We start from the raw sequence: 15,297 nt of genomic DNA on the forward strand, positions 1-15,297 counted from the left end.
GCAAGTTAACTTGCCATCCATAGCTATTCTCTATAATCTGCCTGTTTTTATCATTAGGCTGTTTTGAGATATGTTTCGCAAACTTCTATTCCTGTTGGTTTTATCCTCCCCACTGCTTGCGCTCCCCGGCTACAGCCAAAGTATCAATAACTTTTCTCAGGCCAAAGCGGTTGCGGCAAAAATTAACCAGGATGCGCCCGGCAGTTTTTATTGTGGCTGCAAAATTGACTGGCAAGGCAAAAAAGGGGTTCCAGACCTGAAGAGTTGCGGCTATCAACCGCGGAAAAATGCCCAGCGCGCAGCACGGATTGAATGGGAGCATGTCGTCCCAGCTTGGCAATTTGGCCACCAACGCCAGTGCTGGCAGCAAGGCGGGCGCAAAAATTGCGCTAAAGATCCAGTCTATCGCCAGATAGAAACTGATTTGCATAACCTGCAACCCGCTATTGGCGAGGTGAATGGCGACCGCAACAACTTCATGTATTCCCAATGGAATGGCGGCAAAGGTCAATATGGCCAGTGTGACATGAAAGTCGACTTCAAAAATAAGCTGGCTGAACCCCCTGTACGCGCGCGCGGTGCCATTGCGCGGACTTACTTTTATATGCGCGACCACTATCAACTGCGGCTTTCCAGTCAGCAAAGCAAGCTGTTCGAGGTGTGGAATCGCCAATATCCGGTGACAAACTGGGAATGTCTGCGTGACGAGCGGGTGGCAAAAGCACAAGGGAATCATAACCCTTATGTACAACAGGCTTGCCAGCAGCAAAAAGGCTAATCTAGTATACTGGTCAAAGTTTTCGTTTCAGGGCTCAAACAACTCATGCGCATACCTCGCATTTATCACCCGCAACCTTTGCAGGCAAATACCGAATTGGCGCTCAGTGATGAAGCCGCCAATCATGTTGGCCGCGTGCTACGGATGACTGAAGGCCAAAGTCTGCAATTATTTGATGGCAGTAATCAGGTTTTTGCAGCTGAAATTATCCGCGCGGATAAAAAAAACCTGGTTGTCCGGTTAGCCGAAGGGCAGTTGGAAGACCGCGAATCCCCCTTAAATCTGCATTTGGGACAGGTCATTTCCCGTGGGGAAAAGATGGAATTTACTGTCCAGAAATCGATTGAACTGGGTGTCGACGTGATTACTCCGCTGTTTTCTGAGCGCTGCGGCGTTAAGCTGGATGGCGAACGTCTGGCGAAGAAAATTCAGCAGTGGCAGAAAATTGCTATTGCGGCTTGCGAGCAATGCGGGCGCAATAAAATCCCAGAAATCCGTGAGGCAATGCAGCTCACCGACTGGTGCGCGGAACAAGATGACAGTTTAAAACTCAATCTGCACCCGCGAGCTAGCAACAGCATTAATACCCTTCCCTCGTCACTCAACAAAGTGCGTTTGTTGATTGGCCCGGAAGGCGGCCTTTCTGCCGATGAAATTGCCATGACCTCGCGCCTTGGATTTACTGATATCCTGCTAGGGCCGCGAGTGCTGCGTACCGAAACTACCGCCCTTACCGCGATCACTGCTTTACAGGTGCGGTTTGGCGACCTGGGATAAAATGAGTTCCCATTAGGAGAGAAGAATGATCAAGCTCGGCATCGTCATGGACCCAATCTCGTCCATTAATATCAAGAAAGACTCCAGCTTCGCCATGCTGTTGGAAGCACAGCGCCGTGGTTGGGAACTGCATTACATGGAAATGGGCGACCTTTACCTGCGTGGTGGTGATGGCCGCGCGCGCACCCGCCTGCTAAGTGTGAAACAGGATAAAGATGACTGGTTCAGTTTTGGTGCTGAGCAAGACTTACCGCTGCATGACCTTGATGTCATTCTGATGCGTAAAGACCCGCCGTTTGATACTGAATTCATCTACGCCACCTATATTTTGGAACGTGCGGAAGATAAAGGCACTCTGGTGGTAAATAAACCGCAGAGTTTACGCGACTGTAACGAAAAGCTGTTTACCGCGTGGTTCCCGGATTTAACCCCCGATACACTGGTTAGCCGCAGCAAAGAGCATATCCGCAAGTTCCATCAGGAACACGGCGATATCATTTTGAAACCCTTGGATGGGATGGGCGGCACTTCAATATTCCGCGTGAAACAAGATGACCCGAACCTGTCGGTTATCATTGAAACTTTGACCGAACTGGGTAGCAGATTCTGTATGGCGCAAAACTTCCTGCCTGCCATTAAAGATGGTGATAAGCGGGTGTTAGTCGTGGACGGCGAACCGGTGCCTTACTGCCTGGCGCGTATCCCAGCACAAGGTGAAACTCGCGGAAATCTGGCGGCCGGTGGCCGTGGCGAAGCCCGCCCACTGAGTGAAAGTGATTGGGCAATTGCCCGTGCTGTAGCACCGACGCTGAAGAAAAAAGGCTTAATTTTTGTCGGGTTAGATATCATCGGCGACCGCCTAACTGAAATTAACGTCACCAGCCCGACCTGCATTCGCGAAATTGAAGCCGCTTTCCCAGATGTTTCGATTACTGGCATGCTGATGGATGCAATCGAAGCTCGGTTAGCGAATAAATAAACCCGATGCCCTCTCCCCAAAGTTATTGGAGGCGGCAAGAGAACAAACCCCGAATCACTTACTCGAGTAAGTGATTCGGGTGCGTGAGCGTAGCCAACAACCCTGCGGCTTCAAGGACAAAGGGGACCCGTGACTTTATCCGCATTTATCCGCATACTGGCGGAGTTTTCCCCTTAACTCAGCGAACTCCCTATATAATATAATGAATTTACAGCATCATTTTCTTATCGCTATGCCGTCACTTCAGGACCCGCAATTTATGCGATCAGTTATCTATATCTGTGAACATAATAAAGAGGGTGCGATGGGCTTGGTCATTAACAAGCCGATTGAACAATTCACAGTAGAAACTGTGCTGAAAAAACTGAAGATCAACCCAACCCCACGAGATCCCTCCATTCGGCTGGATAAACCAGTATTGGCGGGTGGCCCACTGGCGGAAGATCGCGGTTTTATCCTGCATTCGCCGCAGGAAGGTTTCGGCTCCAGTATTCCTATCTCACCAGATACCATGATAACCACCTCTAAAGATGTGCTGGCGACATTTGGAACACCGGAACAGCCTAAAAATCTGCTGGTAGCACTGGGTTATGCGGGCTGGCAACAGGGGCAGTTGGAGCAAGAACTGCTGGACAATGCCTGGCTGACCATTGAAGCAGACAGTAATATCCTGTTTAACACTCCGATCTCTGAACGCTGGCAAGCCGCGGCCAATAAACTGGGTATCAATATTTTTAATATTGCCCCGCAAGCAGGACACGCCTGATGGCTAATCGCACAATTGTCGCCTTTGATTTTGGTACTAAAAGTATCGGCGTTGCTATTGGTCAGGAAGTTACTGGCACCGCCAGAGCGCTGACATCTTTTAAAGCTCAGGACGGCACACCGGACTGGCAAAAAGTCGAAAAACTGCTGAAAGAGTGGCAACCTGATTTAGTCGTCGTCGGGCTGCCATTGAATATGGATGGCACCGAACAACCACTCACGGCACGTGCGCGCAGGTTTGCCAACCGCCTACATGGCCGTTTTGGTGTCCAGATTGCCTTACAGGATGAACGCCTTAGCACCGTCGAGGCGCGTGCCAATTTATTTGACAGTGGCGGTTATCGCGCACTGGACAAAGGCAGTGTCGACGCCGCCTCCGCGGTGATCATCCTGGAAAGTTGGTTTGATGAGCAAGCAGGCTGAATACGTTTTTTGACATTATCCCCTGCTGTTTTCCACTATCCATTCCCGCTGCCTACCCCGACAAATCTGGTATAGCGTGGCACCCATCCCCGCACAATTGTATACTGGATGGATGCCAATCAGCGGCTCAAAATATTGCACACCCTCGCGGGTGTTTTTTACATTTATTGAGGTTTTCTCATGACAAAAGTAACTGTTGCTGCGACTCAAATGGCCTGTTCCTGGGACCTGCCTAAGAACATTGAAAATGCCGAGAAACTGGTACGTGATGCGCACGCCAAAGGCGCACAAATCATCCTGATTCAGGAGCTATTTGCCGCTCCTTATTTCTGCATCGACCAAAGCCCTGAGCACTATGCACTAGCCCAAGAGCTGGATAGTAGCCCGCTTATCAAACATTTTTCCAAGCTGGCGGCCGAGCTGGAAGTGGTATTGCCACTGAGTTTCTTTGAGAAAGCCAACAACGCATATTATAACTCGCTGGTCATGATTGATGCTGACGGCTCAGTGCTGGATGTGTATCGCAAAACTCACATTCCTAATGGCCCTGCTTATCAAGAAAAACAATTCTTTATCCCCGGTGATACCGGTTTTAAAGTCTGGCAGACCCGCTACGCCAAAGTCGGTGTAGGTATCTGTTGGGATCAGTGGTTCCCGGAAACTGCCCGCAGTCTGGCATTACTGGGCGCGGAAATCATTTTCTACCCAACGGCCATTGGTTCTGAGCCAGCTTATCCTGACATCGACAGCCAGCCGCACTGGACTCGTGTTCAGCAGGGTCATGCCGCGGCAAACCTGGTGCCAGTGATTGCTTCTAACCGCATTGGTACTGAGAAAAGCAAATATATCGATGGTCTGGAAATGACTTTCTACGGATCCTCATTTATTGCAGACCAAACTGGTGCGCTGGTGGCGCAGGCGAATAAAACCGACGAAGCTGTTTTGGTGCATGAGTTCGATTTGCAAGAAATCGCCGCTCAACGCGCTTCATGGGGCTTGTTCCGCGATCGCCGCCCGGAAATGTATCAGGCACTCGCCACTTCTGACGGCAAAACCCGGAGATAATTTATGTCTGTAAAAGACCCGATTTTACCCGATACGGCATCTCAAGCACTGCCGGGTACTCCGCAGCAAGATGGCTTCTTTATGCCCGCCGAATGGGCACCGCAAGATGCTGTCTGGATGCTGTGGCCGTATCGTCAGGACAACTGGCGTGGCAAAGGTATTCCCGCTCAACAGACGTTTGCCAAAGTGGCGGAAGCCATCAGCCGCACAACACCGGTCTTTATGGGGGTGCCGGCTGAGTTTATGGCGCAGGCAAAAACCACCCTCCCGGCCAATGTTACCCTGATAGAAATGGCCAGCGATGATGCATGGATGCGTGATACCGGCCCGACAATGGTCATCAATGGTGCCGGTGAACGCCGCGCTGTTGACTGGCAATTTAATGCCTGGGGCGGTCTTAACGGCGGTTTGTATGCCAATTGGCAGCAAGATGAGAAAATTGCCGTCCAAGTCAGTGACTTCTTGAATAATGCCCATTACAGCGCACCGTTGGTGCTGGAAGGTGGCTCTATTCATACTGATGGCGAAGGCACTTTACTGACCACCGCTGAATGTTTGCTGAATCCAAACCGCAACCCGCATCTGAATCAGGCGCAGATTGAACAGTTGTTGCATGAATACCTTGGCGTCACGCATTTCATCTGGTTACAGGACGGCGTCTATAACGATGAGACTGATGGTCATATCGACAATATGTGCTGTTTTGTCCGTCCAGGCGAGGTCGCCCTGCATTGGACTGATGATCAACAGGACCCGCAATATGCGCGTTCGGTTGCTGCCTTTGACGTTTTATCCAATGCCGTCGATGCCAAAGGCCGTAAGCTGAAAATTTGGAAGCTACCAGCACCCGGCCCACTGTATAATACTGAAGCCGAGACTTTTGATGTGCTGTCCAGTGATGCGGTGCCACGTACCGCTGGTGAGCGGTTAGCGGGGTCTTACGTCAACTTCCTAATCAGCAATCAACAGATTATTTATCCACTGTTGGACAGCCGCACAGATGGGCTGGCGCATGGCCTATTGCAGCAGATATTCCCTGACTATACGATTGTCGGCGTCCCTGCCCGCGAGATCCTGTTAGGTGGCGGTAATATTCATTGTATTACCCAGCAGATCCCCGCAGCCTAGTACCCTTTTTAATTGGAGCCGCAGCGGTGTTAGCGGCTCTCACTTACCCGAATCACTTACTAATGTAAGCTCATCGGGATGCTTTCGTTTGCTGCCTTGCTGCAACACCAATTACTTTGGGTAACCTCTTTTTAATTGAAGCCGCTGCGGTGTTAACGGCTCTCACTTACCCGAATCACTTACTAATGTAAGCTCATCGGGATGCTTTCGTTTGCTGCCTTGCTGCAACACCAATTACTTTGGGTAACCTCTTTTTAATTGAAGCCGCAGCGGTGTTAGCGGCTCTATCTCAATTGACTCACATACTGCTCGGCCAATATGCCCTGTTTTTGCCGCTGCGCCATGCTTTGTTCAAAAGTTTGCATCCCCCATTGCCCACCCGTCTGTATCACTGAGGGAAGCTGGTAGGTTTTACCTTCACGAATTAAATGGCTGGCTGCCGTGGTTTGGGTCAGAATTTCAAATACAGCCATGCGCCCACCGCCGACTTTATGACACAATTTTTGTGCAATAACGGCACGTAAACTGGCAGCCAATTGCGCCTGAATCGCCGTTTTCTCTGCTGCGGGAAAAACATCCACCAGCCTATCAATTGCTTGGGTCGCGGTGCGGGTATGTAATGTGGCTAACACCAAATGCCCGGTTTCAGCAGCGGTTAATGCTAAACGAATTGTCTCTTGATCCCGCAGTTCACCCAGCAAAATGATATCTGGATCTTGCCGCAATGCCCCAGTTAAGGCGCTACTGAAAGAATGAGTATGACGGCCCAATTCCCGTTGCTGGATCAAACATGTTTTGCTGCTATGAAGAAATTCGATTGGATCTTCCAGTGTGATGATATGACGCGCTTGTTTTTGATTCATGGCACTTATCATCGCGCTCAATGTGGTTGTTTTGCCACTGCCTGTCGCGCCGGTAATTAGAATTAATCCATTCTCTTGCTCGATGAGTTGATTGATAATGGGTGGAACATCCAATTCATCCAGTGATGGGCTAGTTGCAGAAATGACACGAAAGGCTATCGAGCGCCCCTGCTGTTGCTGGAAAACATTCGCCCGCAACCGTTGCCCGGCACTGGTGGTGTAAGCACAATCCACTTGCCCACTTTGCTGCAATTGCCTTTGTTGCACTTCGCTCAATAAATATCGGCTAAGGCCGCTCAGCCAATTGGCATTGACGCGTGGCCAATGAGTGAAGGTTTTCAATTCACCATCAATACGCAATACCGGATGATCGCCGGTACAAAGGTGCAGATCGGATGCATTATGATTTACACTAGCCGCCACCTTATCGGCAAAATCCTGTTCATTGAAGTCACCATCGGCATGTTCAGGGTTTTCTAAATCAATGTATTCAGTGAAAACACCACTAAATACGGGGTTATCCAAGTCTGTGTTTTTATTATCCAGACGGGTGAAATCCATATCAAACTCCTGGGTCCATATGAGCACAATTGAGCAGAATCTACAGGATGTCAGAGCGCAAATCACAACCGCTGCACGCAATTGCGGGCGCTCTCCAGAAGAAGTGACATTACTTGCAGTCAGTAAAACCAAGCCTGTGACCGCTATCGAAGAGGCCATCGCAGCAGGGCAATATGCCTTTGGTGAAAACTATGTGCAGGAAGGGGTGGATAAAATCCACTATTTTGCAGATAACGCCCCCACAGCAAATCTTGAATGGCACTTTATCGGCCCGCTGCAATCAAATAAAAGCAGATTAGTGGCAGAAAATTTTGCCTGGTGCCATGCCGTGGATAGGCTCAAGCTTGCACAGCGCTTAAGTGCTCAACGCCCGCCCGACATGCCAGCGCTGAACGTCCTGATTCAGGTCAATATCAGTGATGAGCAGAGTAAATCAGGTATAGCACTGGCGGAATTACCTGCTTTAGCGGCCAGTATCAATGAGCTGCCTAACCTACATTTACGCGGGCTAATGGCTATTCCGGCCCCTGAAACGGATTATCAGCGGCAATTGGCGGTATTTGAGCAAATGAATCAGGCGTTCTTGACTTTAAAAACCCGCCACCCTCAGATGGATACGCTTTCCATGGGGATGACGGATGATATGGCTGCCGCTATTGCCGCGGGCAGTACTTTAGTGCGCATTGGTACCGCCATTTTTGGCTCCCGCGCTTAACCGCCGGCGGCTTCAAATACAAAGGGGATCTCCAAAGTAGTTGGAGTCGCGGCAAGGCAGCAAAAGAGCGAATCCCGATGAGCTTACACAAGTAAGTGATTCGGGTGAGTGAGAGATGCTAACACCGCTGTGGCTTCAAATACGCAGTGGATGAGGAGAATTGATTTAATGAAACATCGCAACATTACATTCATTGGCGCGGGCAATATGGCGCGGGCAATTATCGCGGGTTTAGTGGCCGGTGGTTACCCCGCTAAAATGATCAGCGTTTGTGCGCCTTCCGCTAAAAACCGAGATGCTTTGGCCGCTGAATTTGGTGTTATCAGTAGTGACGACAACATTGCCGAAGCGAAAAAAGCCGAGGTGGTAGTTTTAGCCGTTAAGCCCCAATTAATGGCGGCAGTATGTCAGCCGTTGCAGGAAAGTATCAATTTCACCGGCAAGCTGGTGCTGTCTATTGCTGCGGGTGTGCAGGTGGCCCGTTTTTATGCGCTACTGGGCGAGAATCTCAATCTGGTGCGAATTATGCCCAACACACCATCGCTGGTGGGGAAAGGGATGAGCGGCCTTTATGCACCGGAGCAAGTCTCGCAGGATGACCGTGATTTCACGGCTTCACTGATGAGTTCAGTGGGTAAAGTTTGTTGGGTGAATGATGAAAATGGCATCAACAGCATTATTGCTGCCGCAGGCAGTGCGCCCGCTTATTTCTTCTTATTTATGGAAGCAATGCAGCAAGAAGCTGAAAAATTAGGTTTTGACAGTGAAACTGCCCGTATGCTGGTACAGCAAGCGGCGTCCGGGGCGACAGCATTAGTGGAGGCTAACCCGCAATTACCGCTTTCAACACTGCGTGAACAGGTAATGTCGAAAGGGGGCACGACCGCTGAGGCAATTCGAGTATTTAACGAACAGCATTTGCCAGAAATTGTCTCCAATGCCATGCAAGCCGCCATTGTGCGAGCAAAAGAAATGGAAAAGCTGTTCTAACCACGGCAAAATTTACAAAACCCGACACTGGCCCTAATGCTTTCCCGTTAAGATAGGGGCCTATAAAGTAGGTAAATAGACGGTCTATTTACCTGCATACCATATTGAATAAAGGATTAAGGCAACTCATGCTAACGCTGACTTTTCTGGCAAAAACGGTCATTGACCTGTATGTGATGGTACTGCTGTTGCGCATCTGGATGCAGTGGGTTCACAGCGATTTTTATAACCCGTTCTCACAATTTGTGGTGAAAATCACCCAGCCAATTGTTGGTCCGTTGCGCCGGATTATCCCTTCTCTGGGGCCGATCGACAGTGCATCTTTGCTGTTGGCATTTCTGCTGATGACCATCAAGTACCCACTGTTGGTGCTGATTCAGAGCGGTTCAATGTCACTCAGCCCGTATAACTTGTTGTTCGGTGTTATTTCATTAGTCAAAGCAGTTGGTTATCTCATTTTCTGGGTGATGATTATTCGGGCGCTGATGAGCTGGGTCAGTCAGGGCCGCAGCCCAATGGATTACCTGCTTTATCAGTTAACTGAACCTCTAATGGCACCAATTCGCCGTATTTTACCTGCCATGGGCGGTATCGATTTCTCGGCGATGGTGGTGATTCTTATTCTGTATCTGTTCAACTATTTAGGTACGGATCTGCTAGGCGAGCTTTGGTTCATACTGTGAGTGCCGTCACCCGGGTGCTGGACGGGCTGGCACTCAAGCTATATATTCAGCCGAAAGCCAGCCGTGATCAGATAGTCGGTTTACATGGCGATGAACTTAAAGTCGCCATTACCGCCCCACCCGTTGATGGTCAAGCGAATGCTCATTTGGTTAAATTTATCGCTAAACAGTTCCGCGTAGCGAAAAGCCAGGTGATTATCGAAAAGGGCGAACTGGGGCGGCATAAACAGATCAAAATCGTTAACCCGCAACAGATCCCGCCCGAAGTGGCAGCACTGCTCGAATGATAAATACTTCCCGCTAGAATTGGGCGATTGAATGAAATTCAGGACTCTTCCATGCAAAAAATAGTATTAGCCACCGGTAACCCCGGTAAAGTGCGTGAGTTGGCAAACTTGCTGGCCGACTTTGGTTTGGATGTCATCGCGCAAACCGAACTGGGTGTCGAATCTGCCGAAGAAACTGGCTTAACTTTCATTGAAAACGCTATATTAAAAGCACGCCATGCCGCACAAGCCACAGGTTTGCCGGCTATCGCAGATGACTCCGGCTTAGCTGTTGATGCTCTAGGCGGAGCGCCGGGGATTTACTCCGCACGCTATGCGGGCACTGAGGCCAGTGATCAAGAAAACCTTGAGAAACTGCTGGTCGCATTGAAAGATATTCCTGATGAACAGCGCGGTGCTCAATTCCATTGTGTGCTGGTTTATATGCGCCATGCGGAAGATCCAACGCCATTGGTATTCCATGGTCAATGGCCGGGTGTGATTGCTCACCAACCTGCTGGTGCTGCTGGATTTGGTTATGACCCCATTTTCTATGTCCCAGAACTGGGTAAAACCGCAGCGGAATTGACGCGCGAAGAAAAACACGCTGTTTCCCATCGTGGTCAAGCACTGAAACTGATGCTGGATGCCTTGCGTAATGCTTAAATTACCCCCGCTCAGTCTCTACATTCACATTCCCTGGTGTGTGCAGAAATGCCCTTACTGTGACTTTAATTCCCATGCACTGAAAGGCGATGTCCCCCATCAGGAATATGTAGAGCACTTGCTAGCGGACCTTGATGCAGATGTGCCTCTGGTCAGCGGCCGCGAGATTAGCACCATTTTTATTGGTGGCGGCACACCAAGCTTGCTCAGCGCCGAGGCTATGCAGCAGTTGCTCGATGGCGTTCGTGCCAGATTGCCACTCGCCATTGATGCTGAAATCACCATGGAAGCCAACCCCGGTGCCGTTGAAGCAGAGCGTTTCAGCGGCTATCAGCGCGCGGGTATCAATCGCATCTCCATTGGGGTGCAAAGCTTCAGTGCCGAGAAATTAACGCGGTTGGGGCGGATACACGGGCCGGATGAGGCAAAACGGGCCGCAGAACTGGCGACCTCACTGGAGCTGCGCAGTTTTAATCTGGACTTAATGCACGGTTTGCCGGATCAGTCACTGGAAGAAGCACTGGATGATTTGCGCCAGGCCATTGCTTTAAATCCACCACACCTGTCTTGGTATCAGTTGACCATTGAGCCAAACACCGGCTTCAGTTCGCGCCCTCCGACACTGCCAGATGACGATGCGCTATGGGATATTTTCCAGCAAGGCCATCAGTTATTGAGTGCCGCCGGATATCAGCAATATGAAACCTCGGCCTATGCCAAACCGGGCTATCAATGTCAGCATAATCTCAACTATTGGCGTTTTGGCGATTATCTGGGGATTGGCTGTGGTGCTCACGGTAAAATCACTTTTAGTGATGGGCGGATCTTACGCACCATAAAAACCAAGCATCCCCGTGGCTTTATGCAGGGCAAATATCTGGATAAGCAATATGAAGTCGAAGCCGCTGACCGGCCTTTTGAGTTCTTTATGAACCGCTTCCGTTTGCTAGAGGCTGCACCGCGCGCAGATTTCACCCATTTTACCGGGTTAGCTGAAAGCATCATTCGCCCGCAGTTGGATGAAGCATTAGCGAAAGAATATTTAATCGAAACAGAGGAATACTGGCAGATCACCGAGAAAGGAAAGTTATTCCTTAACTCGCTGTTAGAACTGTTTTTGTAAAGCTAATTGAGATTTTATAAAAATAAGTGAGAAAAACAGGTTCAGACGGCATTCTCAGTCTGAACCTGCCAAACCAGAATCACGTTATACCTAATAGATTTCGAGTTGCAGGTAGGCGGCAATAGAATGAACCCAAGGAGTTGAGATAACTCAATGACTTGGGTAAGTGATAGCGGCCAACAACCCTGCGCCTAGAAAGACGGCGAGTATATACCCAAAATAATTCGAGTTGCAGGAAGACGGCAATTGAGCAAATCCCGATGAACTTACTTAGGTAAGTTCATCGGGTGAGCGAAAGCAGCCAACGCACATGCAGCTTGAAGTATGACGGGTATATTAGTTTAATGCTTTGAGTAAATCCTTACGCTGCTGCTCCAATGTCGTCACACGCCCACACACCTCGTGCCCGAACTGTTGGAAATCCTGCTCCTGATTATTCCATTCGTTTTGGATAGCCTGCTGCAACCCACCCAGATTACCCATAATGGCCTGCAATGGATTATTACCGCCACTGCTACTGGTCGCCTGCTTAACGCCCATCTCATTCAGGCTATCTTGCAACACACCGCCCATGCTTTGTTGTACCAACTGGCGGCCATCTTTTTCGACTTGATCAATAGCTTTATGGTGGAAAGCTAAACCGTCGCTGCGCTTCTCAATAATTCGGCTCATTTGTTGCTTAAGCTGGTCACTCAAGGTTGTCAGCCGGTTACGCACATTGCTGCTGGTTCCCAATTGCTGAACAATCACTTTATCCAGAGAAACCCGTGCTTTTTCCAGGTGTTGCTGCGCGCCATTTTCTATCCACGGCAAATCTTTGCGCAATGCCGTTTGATAGCGGAAAGCCTGTTGGCGTTGTGCATCGGTCACAGTTAATGTCTTGCCATTACGGGTAACATCACCGTCAGGCGAAATCTGTAAATTACCGCTGGCTCCCACCACCTGCACAGATTGCGGGCTGATAATCACATCATCCTGCGGCTTTACACTGCACTGATAATCAGCTTGTGCCTGCCAGGCCGTCAGCATCAATACCGCTAGCCCCGCCGTTCGTAATGCTTTCATTTTAACTAACATAAGACTCCTGAGAAGCTGTGCCATCCGGTATTTCTATGGCTATTTATAACGTGCTAATCCCCACCCTGCCAGAATTTACTTTAGACATGAAGGGGAGCTGTCCTAAAAAATGGAGCGGCCAATCCGCTGTGCCAGTAGCTCTAAGGCAGCGGTTCCGGCCAGAGAGTTCCCTGCGTGGTCTAATTCGGGTGACCAAACCGCAATACACAACTCATCGGGTACAATGGCAATAATCCCACCGCCAACACCGGACTTACCCGGCATACCCACGCGGAAGGCAAATTCACCGGCTCCATCATACATACCACTGGTAATCATCAGAGCATTAATCTGTCGCGCCTGCATCGGTGTAATCAGCGGGTCTTGCCCACTAGTACTGCGCCCCTGATTTGCCAGATAGACAAAGCAGCGGGCCAGTTCGACACAACTCATGCGCATGGCGCAATAGTGAAAATAGGTCTGAAGCACCGTCAGTACATCATTGTTGAAATTACCGAAAGACTTCATCAAATAGGCGATGGCCGCATTCCGATCGGAGTTTTCAAATTCTGATCGCGCGACGCGAGTATCGTAGCTAATGCTATCGTCATTCACTAGCTGGCGCACCACTTCCAACATTCGTTGTTTCGGTGCGCTAAGGCGGCTTTGCAACATATCGCAGACTACCAGCGCCCCTGGATTAATAAATGGGTTACGCGGTTTACCTTTTTCTAACTCTAACTGCACCAATGAGTTAAATGGCTGACCTGAGGGTTCTTTGCCAACCCGCTGCCATACTTCCTGTTCCCCGTAACGCGATAATGCCAGAGTCAGACTTAATACTTTTGAAATCGATTGAATAGAGAAGCGCTCATCGGCATCCCCGGCCTGAAATATTGTGCCATCCAACGTACAGACCGCGATACCCAAGTTGTCAGCCGAGACTTCAGCCAAGGCGGGGATATAATCCGCCACTTTCCCCCGACCAATCAGCGGGCGTACCTGCTGCAAGATATCCGCCAACAAGGCATTATCTAAACCTGTTATCACCCCTAAAGCTGCTGCCACAATGATGCTCCCAATCAATCTCCGGTAACCGTTTCCGCTAACTACGCCTGATAAAAACAAAGGCGCCTGCTTAGGCGCCCTTATTGATTATCTACCGTTAAAACGGAAGATCAATCCCACCAGATATCAAACAGTTCACTGGTTTCTACATCTTTCAATTTGCGCGCTTCCAGCCATTTAGTCACTAACGCACGGTGTTCATCCGTGCAATGACCAATTTCTTGCAGGCAAATCAGGCCTTCCCACTGCAAATAGCCGCTGCCATCAAATGCCAAGCCGTTTGCTTCAATAACTTCATCAATGAAAGCATCGACAGTTTCGTCAATAACATCAACACTGGTCCCTTCTGGGAAGGTCCACTTTACAGAAAAACCTAATTCTTGAAACTCATCGATATGCATTTTTTTGCGTAAACGACGACTACGATTATTAGCCATTATTCTTTCCTCTCAAACATCAGATCCCAAACGCCATGTCCCAGGCGCTGGCCACGTAATTCAAATTTTGTCAGCGGACGCGAGTCCGGACGAGGCACATAATCATTCTGCTCTGACAGGTTGTGGTACCCGTTCGCACCTGACATAACCTCCAGCATATGTTCCGCATAATGCTGCCAGTCGGTCGCCATATGGAACACGCCGCCCACTTTTAATTTACTTTTTACCAATTCGACAAAAGGTGCCTGCACGATACGACGTTTATTATGGCGTGCTTTGTGCCATGGATCAGGGAAAAACAACTGAACCATGTCCAATGAAGCATCCGGGATCATATTTTCCAGCACTTCGACCGCATCATGGCACATAACCCGCAAGTTACTCAGACCCGCGTCATGAGCTGAGCCCAAGCAAGCACCCACGCCCGGAGAGTGTACTTCTATCCCCAGGAAATTCTGCTGCGGATTACTGGCCGCCATAGTGACCAGCGAGGTTCCCATACCAAAGCCAATTTCCAATACCACGGGCGCTTCACGGCCAAATAAGGCTGTAAAATCAACAGGGGTTGGCTGATATTCTACGCCCATCACCGGCCAGTAGTTATCAAGCGCCAGTTGTTGGCCTTTGGTCAGGCGCCCCTGACGGCGGACAAAACTACGAATACGGCGCATAGCGCGACCGTTTTCATCAAATTCCGGAGATATGACGTCATTTATCATGGTGCTTTCTGTCTGTTGGTTGCGTATACGAACGCGCATTATGCAAAGATACGCCAGTTTATCAACTCTGGCGGTCATAAGTACAAAATTAAGCTGTAAATAATAGATTAATGCCCAAACTGGCTAATTGAATGCCGCTAACGCCGCTGTGGCGTCAAGAATGAAGGGGGTTTACAGTCTGGGGAGTCTATGCTGCAATCCAACCCTAATTTATTTCTCTGCCGGATATCGATAC

General features: G+C 49.6%; 18 protein-coding genes. 13 read left to right on the forward strand and 5 right to left on the reverse strand.

Annotation, left to right across the window (positions count from 1 at the left end; genetic code table 11):
* Positions 1 to 70: 70 nt before the first annotated feature.
* From endA to aguA, 7 genes are all read left to right on the forward strand, one after another.
* Positions 71 to 778 carry a deoxyribonuclease I gene (gene endA, locus OP863_RS15920; RefSeq protein ID WP_145589623.1) on the forward strand — a complete coding sequence of 236 codons (708 nt, stop codon included), beginning with the start codon at positions 71 to 73 and terminating at the stop codon, positions 776 to 778.
* A gap of 45 nt (positions 779 to 823) precedes the next feature.
* Positions 824 to 1,555, forward strand: coding sequence for a 16S rRNA (uracil(1498)-N(3))-methyltransferase (gene rsmE, locus OP863_RS15925; protein WP_038631009.1), 732 nt, complete (start codon positions 824 to 826; stop codon positions 1,553 to 1,555).
* A gap of 25 nt (positions 1,556 to 1,580) precedes the next feature.
* Positions 1,581 to 2,534, forward strand: a complete 954-nt coding sequence (gene gshB / locus OP863_RS15930; RefSeq protein WP_038631007.1) for a glutathione synthase — start codon at positions 1,581 to 1,583, stop codon at positions 2,532 to 2,534.
* 202 nt (positions 2,535 to 2,736) lie between these two features.
* Positions 2,737 to 3,300, forward strand: a complete 564-nt coding sequence (locus OP863_RS15935) for a YqgE/AlgH family protein (protein ID WP_004391007.1) — start codon at positions 2,737 to 2,739, stop codon at positions 3,298 to 3,300.
* Positions 3,300 to 3,722, forward strand: coding sequence for a Holliday junction resolvase RuvX (gene ruvX, locus OP863_RS15940; RefSeq protein WP_005157116.1), 423 nt, complete (start codon positions 3,300 to 3,302; stop codon positions 3,720 to 3,722). Before OP863_RS15935 ends, ruvX begins: the two co-directional genes overlap by 1 nt.
* A gap of 180 nt (positions 3,723 to 3,902) precedes the next feature.
* Positions 3,903 to 4,787, forward strand: a complete 885-nt coding sequence (aguB, locus tag OP863_RS15945) for an N-carbamoylputrescine amidase (protein WP_038631004.1) — start codon at positions 3,903 to 3,905, stop codon at positions 4,785 to 4,787.
* A 3-nt stretch (positions 4,788 to 4,790) separates the two neighbouring features.
* Positions 4,791 to 5,915, forward strand: coding sequence for an agmatine deiminase (aguA, locus tag OP863_RS15950; protein ID WP_265525532.1), 1,125 nt, complete (start codon positions 4,791 to 4,793; stop codon positions 5,913 to 5,915).
* Between the two features lie 284 nt (positions 5,916 to 6,199).
* Here the strand turns inward: aguA and OP863_RS15955 are convergent, their stop codons facing one another.
* The gene (locus tag OP863_RS15955) at positions 6,200 to 7,339 is read right to left on the reverse strand and encodes a type IV pilus twitching motility protein PilT (RefSeq protein ID WP_265525533.1); all 1,140 of its coding nucleotides are present in this window, start codon (positions 7,337 to 7,339) and stop codon (positions 6,200 to 6,202) included.
* A gap of 19 nt (positions 7,340 to 7,358) precedes the next feature.
* Here OP863_RS15955 and OP863_RS15960 point away from each other — a divergent pair, with 19 nt between their 5' ends.
* The 6 genes from OP863_RS15960 to hemW all read left to right on the forward strand — a co-directional run bounded on the left by OP863_RS15960 (position 7,359) and on the right by hemW (position 11,782).
* Positions 7,359 to 8,054, forward strand: a complete 696-nt coding sequence (locus OP863_RS15960) for a YggS family pyridoxal phosphate-dependent enzyme (protein ID WP_265525534.1) — start codon at positions 7,359 to 7,361, stop codon at positions 8,052 to 8,054.
* A gap of 168 nt (positions 8,055 to 8,222) precedes the next feature.
* Positions 8,223 to 9,044 (forward strand): pyrroline-5-carboxylate reductase, encoded by an 822-nt coding sequence (proC, locus tag OP863_RS15965; protein WP_265525535.1) that lies wholly within the window; start codon positions 8,223 to 8,225, stop codon positions 9,042 to 9,044.
* A gap of 128 nt (positions 9,045 to 9,172) precedes the next feature.
* Positions 9,173 to 9,727 carry a YggT family protein gene (locus OP863_RS15970; RefSeq protein WP_004391013.1) on the forward strand — a complete coding sequence of 185 codons (555 nt, stop codon included), beginning with the start codon at positions 9,173 to 9,175 and terminating at the stop codon, positions 9,725 to 9,727.
* The gene (yggU, locus tag OP863_RS15975; RefSeq protein ID WP_145589626.1) at positions 9,724 to 10,014 is read left to right on the forward strand and encodes a DUF167 family protein YggU; all 291 of its coding nucleotides are present in this window, start codon (positions 9,724 to 9,726) and stop codon (positions 10,012 to 10,014) included. Before OP863_RS15970 ends, yggU begins: the two co-directional genes overlap by 4 nt.
* 51 nt (positions 10,015 to 10,065) lie before the next feature.
* Entirely contained in the window at positions 10,066 to 10,659 is a 594-nt protein-coding gene (locus tag OP863_RS15980) for an XTP/dITP diphosphatase (RefSeq protein WP_145589627.1), read from the forward strand.
* Complete coding sequence (hemW, locus tag OP863_RS15985) at positions 10,652 to 11,782, forward strand: radical SAM family heme chaperone HemW (protein WP_050292360.1); 1,131 nt, start codon at positions 10,652 to 10,654, stop codon at positions 11,780 to 11,782. The genes OP863_RS15980 and hemW overlap by 8 nt, the downstream gene beginning before the upstream one ends.
* A 336-nt stretch (positions 11,783 to 12,118) precedes the next feature.
* On the opposite strand, the gene OP863_RS15990 is transcribed toward hemW, so the two are convergent.
* The 4 genes from OP863_RS15990 to trmB form a co-directional block, all read right to left on the reverse strand.
* A complete protein-coding gene (locus tag OP863_RS15990; RefSeq protein ID WP_038630984.1) occupies positions 12,119 to 12,859 on the reverse strand; it encodes a DUF2884 domain-containing protein in 741 nt (246 codons plus the stop codon).
* 102 nt (positions 12,860 to 12,961) lie between these two features.
* Positions 12,962 to 13,888 carry a glutaminase B gene (gene glsB, locus OP863_RS15995; protein ID WP_265526273.1) on the reverse strand — a complete coding sequence of 309 codons (927 nt, stop codon included), beginning with the start codon at positions 13,886 to 13,888 and terminating at the stop codon, positions 12,962 to 12,964.
* A gap of 128 nt (positions 13,889 to 14,016) precedes the next feature.
* Positions 14,017 to 14,343: a YggL family protein gene (locus tag OP863_RS16000; protein WP_038630982.1), complete on the reverse strand. Its 327-nt coding sequence runs from the start codon at positions 14,341 to 14,343 to the stop codon at positions 14,017 to 14,019.
* Positions 14,343 to 15,062: a tRNA (guanosine(46)-N7)-methyltransferase TrmB gene (gene trmB, locus OP863_RS16005; RefSeq protein WP_265526275.1), complete on the reverse strand. Its 720-nt coding sequence runs from the start codon at positions 15,060 to 15,062 to the stop codon at positions 14,343 to 14,345. The genes OP863_RS16000 and trmB overlap by 1 nt, the downstream gene beginning before the upstream one ends.
* Positions 15,063 to 15,297 lie beyond the last annotated feature (235 nt).

Source organism: Yersinia sp. SCPM-O-B-9106 (C-191) (genome assembly GCF_026183365.1).
GTDB classification, from domain to species: domain Bacteria; phylum Pseudomonadota; class Gammaproteobacteria; order Enterobacterales; family Enterobacteriaceae; genus Yersinia; species Yersinia rochesterensis.